The organism is Aeromicrobium sp. Leaf272, from assembly GCF_001422865.1.
Classification (GTDB): Bacteria; Actinomycetota; Actinomycetes; order Propionibacteriales; family Nocardioidaceae; genus Aeromicrobium.
The window spans coordinates 652,648-658,831 of record NZ_LMMY01000009.1 but is presented as its reverse complement, the minus strand read 5'-3'; the positions used below and the strand labels follow the sequence as shown (position 1 = coordinate 658,831).

The 6,184-nt window shown below is 71.6% G+C and carries 8 protein-coding genes and 1 pseudogene; 5 read left to right on the top strand and 4 right to left on the bottom strand.

All coding sequences use genetic code 11. From position 1 onward, the window contains the following. The 4 genes from ASF38_RS18345 to ASF38_RS04815 form a co-directional block, all read left to right on the top strand. Positions 1 to 373: SDR family NAD(P)-dependent oxidoreductase (locus ASF38_RS18345; protein ID WP_200914410.1), on the top strand; the 373-nt coding region annotated here is incomplete at its 5' end. A 1-nt stretch (position 374) separates the two neighbouring features. Continuing rightward, positions 375 to 1,133, top strand: coding sequence for an SDR family oxidoreductase (locus tag ASF38_RS04825; RefSeq protein ID WP_082480379.1), 759 nt, complete (start codon positions 375 to 377; stop codon positions 1,131 to 1,133). A 449-nt stretch (positions 1,134 to 1,582) separates the two neighbouring features. Beyond that, entirely contained in the window at positions 1,583 to 2,020 is a 438-nt protein-coding gene (locus ASF38_RS18880; protein ID WP_255353810.1) for an SPFH domain-containing protein, read from the top strand. A gap of 58 nt (positions 2,021 to 2,078) precedes the next feature. Next, positions 2,079 to 2,279 carry a hypothetical protein gene (locus ASF38_RS04815; protein ID WP_055962552.1) on the top strand — a complete coding sequence of 67 codons (201 nt, stop codon included), beginning with the start codon at positions 2,079 to 2,081 and terminating at the stop codon, positions 2,277 to 2,279. An 18-nt stretch (positions 2,280 to 2,297) separates the two neighbouring features. Here the strand turns inward: ASF38_RS04815 and ASF38_RS04810 are convergent, their stop codons facing one another. After that, positions 2,298 to 3,203, bottom strand: coding sequence for an NAD-dependent epimerase/dehydratase family protein (locus tag ASF38_RS04810; protein WP_056574030.1), 906 nt, complete (start codon positions 3,201 to 3,203; stop codon positions 2,298 to 2,300). 129 nt (positions 3,204 to 3,332) lie between these two features. Between ASF38_RS04810 and ASF38_RS04805 the strand changes: the two genes are divergently transcribed. Next, positions 3,333 to 4,019 (top strand): TetR/AcrR family transcriptional regulator, encoded by a 687-nt coding sequence (locus ASF38_RS04805; protein WP_056574027.1) that lies wholly within the window; start codon positions 3,333 to 3,335, stop codon positions 4,017 to 4,019. Between the two features lies 1 nt (position 4,020). Here the strand turns inward: ASF38_RS04805 and ASF38_RS04800 are convergent, their stop codons facing one another. The 3 genes and pseudogenes from ASF38_RS04800 to ASF38_RS04795 form a co-directional block, all read right to left on the bottom strand. After that, positions 4,021 to 5,142 carry a homoserine O-acetyltransferase gene (locus ASF38_RS04800; protein WP_255353802.1) on the bottom strand — a complete coding sequence of 374 codons (1,122 nt, stop codon included), beginning with the start codon at positions 5,140 to 5,142 and terminating at the stop codon, positions 4,021 to 4,023. Beyond that, positions 5,139 to 5,334: pseudogene (locus ASF38_RS18875) on the bottom strand (PLP-dependent transferase); the annotation flags it as partial. The pseudogene ASF38_RS18875 and the gene ASF38_RS04800, both read right to left, overlap by 4 nt. A gap of 1 nt (position 5,335) precedes the next feature. After that, positions 5,336 to 6,125: aminotransferase class V-fold PLP-dependent enzyme (locus tag ASF38_RS04795; protein ID WP_255353809.1), on the bottom strand; the 790-nt coding region annotated here is incomplete at its 3' end. Between the last annotated feature and the right edge of the window lie 59 nt (positions 6,126 to 6,184).

Here is a 6,184-nt window from a genome sequence, read left to right as displayed (position 1 = left end):
CCCGCCGCGCATGAGCGAGTACAACGCGGTCAAGGCGGGGGTCGTGGCCCTCAGCGAGACGCTGTTCCACGAGCTCAAGCCGTACGGCATCGCCGTGAGCGTCGTCTGCCCGACCTTCTTCAAGACCAACCTGACCGCCTCCATGCGCGGCAAGGACGAGTCGGCGCAGGCCTCTGCGGCCAAGCTGATCGACGGCTCGAAGCGCACCGCGGCCGACATCGCCACGGTCGTCCTGGCCGACGTGGAGAAGGGTCGCCACATCGTGCTGACCGACCGGGAGGGCAGGATCGCGTACACCGCGAAGCGCTTCCTGCGCCCGCTGTACTACCGCGAGATGGCCAAGGCGGCCACCCGCATGGCTCGGAAGGACTGACGTGCGCACCAACGTCCTCATCACGGGGGCCAGCTCGGGCCTCGGCGCCGAGATGGCCCGCCAGCTCGCCGCCCAGGGCCACAACCTCGCCCTGACCGCGCGCCGCGTGGACCGCCTCGAGGCCCTCGCCGCCGAGATCACTGCGGCGCACCCGAAGGTGCAGGTGGTCGTGCACGCGCTCGACGTGAACGACCACGACCAGGTCTTCGCCGTCTCCAAGGCCGCCATCGGCGACCTGGGCGGGCTCGACCGCGTGATCGTCAACGCGGGCCTCGGCAAGGGCGGACGCATCGGCACCGGGATGTTCGCGGCCAACAAGGAGACCGCCGAGACGAACTTCATCGCCGCGATGGCCCAGTGCGAGGCCGCGATGGAGCACTTCTACGAGCGCAAGGCCGGCCACCTGGTGGTCATCTCGTCGATGTCGGCCATGCGCGGCATGCCGTCGTCGATGACCTCCTACGCCGCCACGAAGGCCGGCATCGCGCACCTGGCCGAGGGGATCCGCATGGACCTCGTCGGGCGCAAGGGTGTCGACATCGCCGTGACCACGCTCTTCCCCGGCTACATCGCCTCGGAGATGAACGAGCAGGTCGAGCAGGAGCAGAGGCTCATGGTCGACACCGAGACGGGCGTGCGCTCGATGGTCAAGGCCATCCAGAAGGAGGTCGACACCGCGGCCACGCCGGGCTGGCCCTGGGCGGCGGTCGGCCAGGTCATGAAGCACGCTCCGCGCGGGATCGTGCGCAAGCTGGTCTGACGGGGTTGGGGCCACGGCCGATAATNCCCGTCGTCCCCGAGCCCGCCTCGGCCGTCGAGACGCCGCTGGCCGACGAGAAGCCGACCATCGCCGAGCGCGAGGCCTGGAGCACCGGAGGAGCCACGATCGCCATCGCGTCGATCGTCGGGTTCCTCGCCGGCGTCGGCCTGGTGGTGCTCGCAGCGGTGCAGGAGTCCATCCCGCTGATCGTGGTCGGCGTGCTGCTCGCCCTCGTCGCGTTCGCGGCGTCCTGCGGGCTCACGCTCGTGGCGCCCAACGAGGCGCGCGTGCTGCAGATCCTCGGCGGCTCCTACACCGGCACCGTCCGCACGGAGGGCCTGCGCTGGGTGAACCCGCTGACCGGCCGGACCAAGATCTCCACCCGCATCCGCAACCACGAGACCGGCACGGCCAAGGTGAACGACGCCGACGGCAACCNCGACGACTTCGTGGAGTTCGTGGCCATCCAGACCGAGGCGGCCGTGCGCCACATCGCCGGCAGCTACCCCTACGACGCCGCCGGTCGACTGTCGCTGCGCGAGAACGCCGACGAGATCACCGGCCGGCTGTCCGAGGAGGTCGACGAGCGGGTCCGCTCCGCCGGCGTCCGGATCGTGGAGTCGCGGATCAACCGTCTGTCCTACGCCCCCGAGATCGCCCAGGCGATGCTGCGTCGTCAGCAGGCCGGCGCCATCGTGGCCGCGCGACAGGAGATCGTCGAGGGTGCCGTGGGCATGGTCGAGTCCGCGCTGGAGCGGCTCGAGTCCAAGGACTTCGTGCAGCTCGACGAGGAGCGCAAGGCCGCGATGGTGAGCAACCTGCTCGTCGTGCTGTGCGGCGACCGCGACGCCCAGCCGGTGGTCAACACCGGTTCGTTGTACTCCTGAGAGGGTGACCTCGACCATGTCCGCGACCCTGTGAGCCCGACACCGTGAACCCGTCCCGATGAGCACCGAGCGCAAGAAGCTGCTGCTGCGGCTGGACCCGCAGGTCCACGACGCCCTCGCCCGCTGGGCGTCGGACGACCTGCGGAGCACGAATGCGCAGATCGAGTACCTGCTGCGCGGGGCGCTGAAGGACGCCGGGCGGATGCCGAAGGGTGCCGCGGCCCCGCGCCGTCCCGGCCGTCCGCCGAAGGACGACTGACGTCCTTCCGATACGGGGTCACGGCACAGCGACGGACGCGCCCACGGCGGCCTCGAGGGGAGTCGCGGCGATGCCGAGCCGCTCGACGCTCGCCTGCTCGTCGACGAGCAGCGGCTCGGTGAAGAGGTAGGACATCGCGGCCATGGCCCGCATGTCCGCGCTGACCGGGGCGAGCGACCTCAGCACCCAGGCGGGTACAGGACGCACGCGGGCCGACGTGTGCCCGGCCGCCACGGCGTACGCCGTGGCCAGCTCGCGCTGGGTGGCGTGGACGACGGGGGCGAGGACGATCCGGTCGGGCGTGGCCGGCAGCTCGGCGGCGGCGATCATCGCCGACGCCAGGTCGGGCAGGTAGGTCCACGCGTGGGGGAGGTCGACGCGACCGAGCGGGCGGACCGTGCGTCCTTCCGCCGCCGGCCTCCTCATGCGGTCGCCGCCGTGCGCCATGGACGCCCCCGGACCGTAGAAGTCCGACGCCACCACGCTCGTGGTCCGCGCCGAGGACGCTGCTCGACGCGCGAGCAGCTCGGCACGGATGCGTCCCATCGAGGATCGGGGAGCGACGCGGGGATCGTCGCCGAGGACGGCCGACGTGTTGAAGGCGTACACGCTCTCCGGATAGACGACGTGCACGTCGTGCCGCGCCGCTGCCGCGAGGACCCCGGCCTCCAGGGGGTACAGCTCGCGCTCCCACACGTCGGGCCGGTAGGCCGAGGCGTGCAGGCACAGGTGCACGACGTCGACGTCGGCGAACGCGCGGTCGAGGTCCGCGGGATCGGTGGCGTCGAGCCGGACGCGCTCGACGAGCGGGTGCTCGGGGCCGGAGCCGGAACGGGTGCCGACACGGACGGACTCGCCGCGACGGGCGAGCTGAAGAGCGACGTGGGGGCCGACCTGGCCGGCTCCGATGACGAGGGTGCGCATGATGTCTCCTGGTTGTCCGAAACGAGAGCAGTGCTCTCTGTTGTGTTCAGAGTGCGCCCCGCGCGTCGGGATGTCAAGAGCACTGCTCGCGTTGTCGACATAGCGCTGCTGACGCCCTAGGGTGAGTGGGTGCCCACTCCCCGCGAGCTCGCCCGCGAGCAGACCCTGCGCGACATCGTCCGGATCGGCCGCGAGCAGCTCGCGCACGTGACCCCGGCCGAGCTCTCGCTGCGGGCCGTCGCCCGCGAGCTCGGCATGGTGTCGTCGGCGGTCTACCGCTACGTGAAGGACCGCGACGCGCTGCTCACGCTGCTCATCGTCGACGCCTACGACGAGCTCGGGTCCGAGGTGGAGGACGCGATCTCGGCGGCCGCGCGCCGCACCGGGACCGGTCAGCTGCAGGCAGCGGCCCAGGCCATGCGCACCTGGGGTCGGCGCGAGCCCTCCCGCTTCGCACTGCTGTACGGCACGCCGGTCCCCGGCTACGCAGCCCCGGCGACCGTGACGAACGAGCCGGGCACCCGCGTGGTGGTCGCCCTGGCGGGCGTCCTCGAGCGGGCGCACCTCGCCGGACGACTTCGTGAGGTTCCGGGACCGTTGCCGCGATCGGTCCGCACCGACCTGGAGTCGATCAGGGCCGAGTACGGGCTGACGCTGCCCGCGACCAACCTGGCGCGGGGGATGGGCCTGTGGTCAGCCGTCGTCGGAGCCGTGGCGTTCGACGTCTTCGGCCAGTACGGCCCCGACACCCTCACCGACACCGCCGCCTTCCTCGACGTCCACGTGGCGGCGCTCGCCGAGACCGTCGGCCTCTAGCTCAGTCGGCGAGGAGGGCTGCGGCGAGGGCGCCGACCTGGTCGAACTCCACCAGGAAGCCGTCATGTCCGTGCAGCGACGTGACGACGTCGAGTCCGTCGGCACCGGGGATCAGGTCGGCCAGCTCCTGCTGCTGGTGGATCGGGTACAGCCGGTCGGTGTCGATGCCGGCCACCACGGTGCGGGTGGTGATGCGCGCGAGAGCGGCCGCCACCCCACCACGGTCACGGCCGACGTCGTGGCTGTCCATCGCGCGGGTGAGCACCAGGTAGGAGTTGGCGTCGAAGCGACGGACGAGCTTGACGCCGTGGTGCTCCAGGTAGGAGGCGACGGCGAACCGGCCGTCGTCCTGGACCGTCCGTCCGAACCGCTCCTGCAGCTCGGCCTCGCTGCGGTAGGCGACGTGGGCGATGCGGCGGGCCACGTCGAGGCCGGCGGTCGGACCCAGGGGAGCGCCGTAGTAGTCGCCGTCGTGGAAGTGCGCGTCGGCGGTGATGGCTGCCTGCTGCGTCGACGACAGGGCGATCTGCTCCGCCGACGCCTGGGCCGACGTGGCCAGCAGGAACAGCCGTTCCACGCGGTCCGGATGCGTGACGGCCCACTCCAGGGCTCGCATGCCCCCGGCGGAGCCGCCGATGACCGCGTACCAGCGGTCGATGCCGAGCCGGTCGGCGAACGCGACCTCGGCCGCCACCTGGTCGCGGACGGTGAGGTCGGGAAAGCTTCCGCCCCACGGCTCGCCGTCGGCGGGCGACGTCGAGGACGGGCCGGTCGACCCTTGGCAGCCGCCGAGGATGTTCGCGGCCACCACGTAGTACCGGTCGGTGTCGATCGGGCGGCCGGGGCCCACGAGCGTGTCCCACCAGCCCGGGCTTGCGTGCCCGTCGCCGACCGGACCGACCACGTGGCTGTCGCCGGTCAGGGCGTGCAGCACCAGCACGGCGTTGTCGCCCGTGAACGTGCCCCAGGACTCGTACGCCAGCCGCACGTCGGGGAGCACGGCGCCCGACTCGAGCGTCACGTCGCCGACGTCGACGAACTGTCGGGAACCGACAGGATCTCCCTCACGCCACGCGCCGGTGACGGAAGGGAGATCCTGGTCGGTCAGGTGAGGTGGGGTCACTTGGCCGCGCGCAGTCCCGCCTCGAGGTCGGCGAGGATGTCGTCGATCCCCTCGATGCCGACGGCCAGACGCACCAGGCCCGGGGTCACGCCGGTGGCGGCGTGCTCCTCCGGGGTGCCCTGCGAGTGCGTGGTGCTGGCCGGGTGGATGGCGAGCGAGCGGACGTCGCCGATGTTCGCCACGTGGCTGAACNCCGCGCCGGAGCCGCGGGGCGTGTACTTGTCGGCCAGCTCCTTGTAGGGGTTGCCGTCGAGCGAGGCCCAGGTGACCTTCGAGACGTCCTCGCGGGCGGTCAGCCACTCGGCGACCTTGCGGGTGTTCTCGATGTGGCGCTCCATCCGCAGGCTCAGGGTCTCGAGGCCCTGGGCGATGAGGAAGGCGTTGAACGGCGAGAGGGCAGGGCCGACGTTGCGCAGGTACTGCACGCGCAGCTTGGCGATGTAGGCCGCCGGCCCGAGGGCCTCGGCGAACACGAGCCCGTGGTAGCTGGGATCGGCGGTCGTGAAGCCGGGGAACTTGTCGCCGTGGGCGGCGTAGTCGAACGTGCCGCCGTCGATGACGACGCCGGCGATCGTGGTGCCGTGGCCGCCGATGTACTTGGTGGCCGAGTGCACGACCGTGTCGACGCCGTGCTTCAGCGGGTTGAGCAGGAACGGCGTGGCCACGGTGTTGTCGACGATGAACGGGACGCCGACCTCCTTGGCGACCGCGCTGATCGCCTCGAGGTCGAGGATGTCGCCCTTCGGGTTGCCGATGGTCTCGCCGAAGAACGCCTTGGTGTTCTCCTGCGCGGCGGCCCGCCATGCGGCGGGGTCGTTGTTGTCCTCGACGAAGGTCACCTGGATGCCGAGCTTCGGGAAGGTGTGGCGCAGCAGCGAGTCGGTTCCGCCGTAGAGGCTGGCGGAGGCCACGATGTGGTCACCGGCCTCGGCCACGTTGGTGAGGGCGCCGGTGGTGGCGGCCTGGCCCGAGGCGAACAGCAGGGCGCCGACGCCGCCCTCCAGGGCCGCGAGACGCTCCTCGACGACGCCCTGGGTGGGGT

Coding starts and splice junctions, on each gene's coding strand:
- ASF38_RS04810 (WP_056574030.1), bottom strand. CDS start 3,203: ATGCGCACCCTCGTCATCGGAGCCGGCCAGGTCGGCCCCCACGTCGCT.
- ASF38_RS04815 (WP_055962552.1), top strand. CDS start 2,079: ATGAGCACCGAGCGCAAGAAGCTGCTGCTGCGGCTGGACCCGCAGGTC.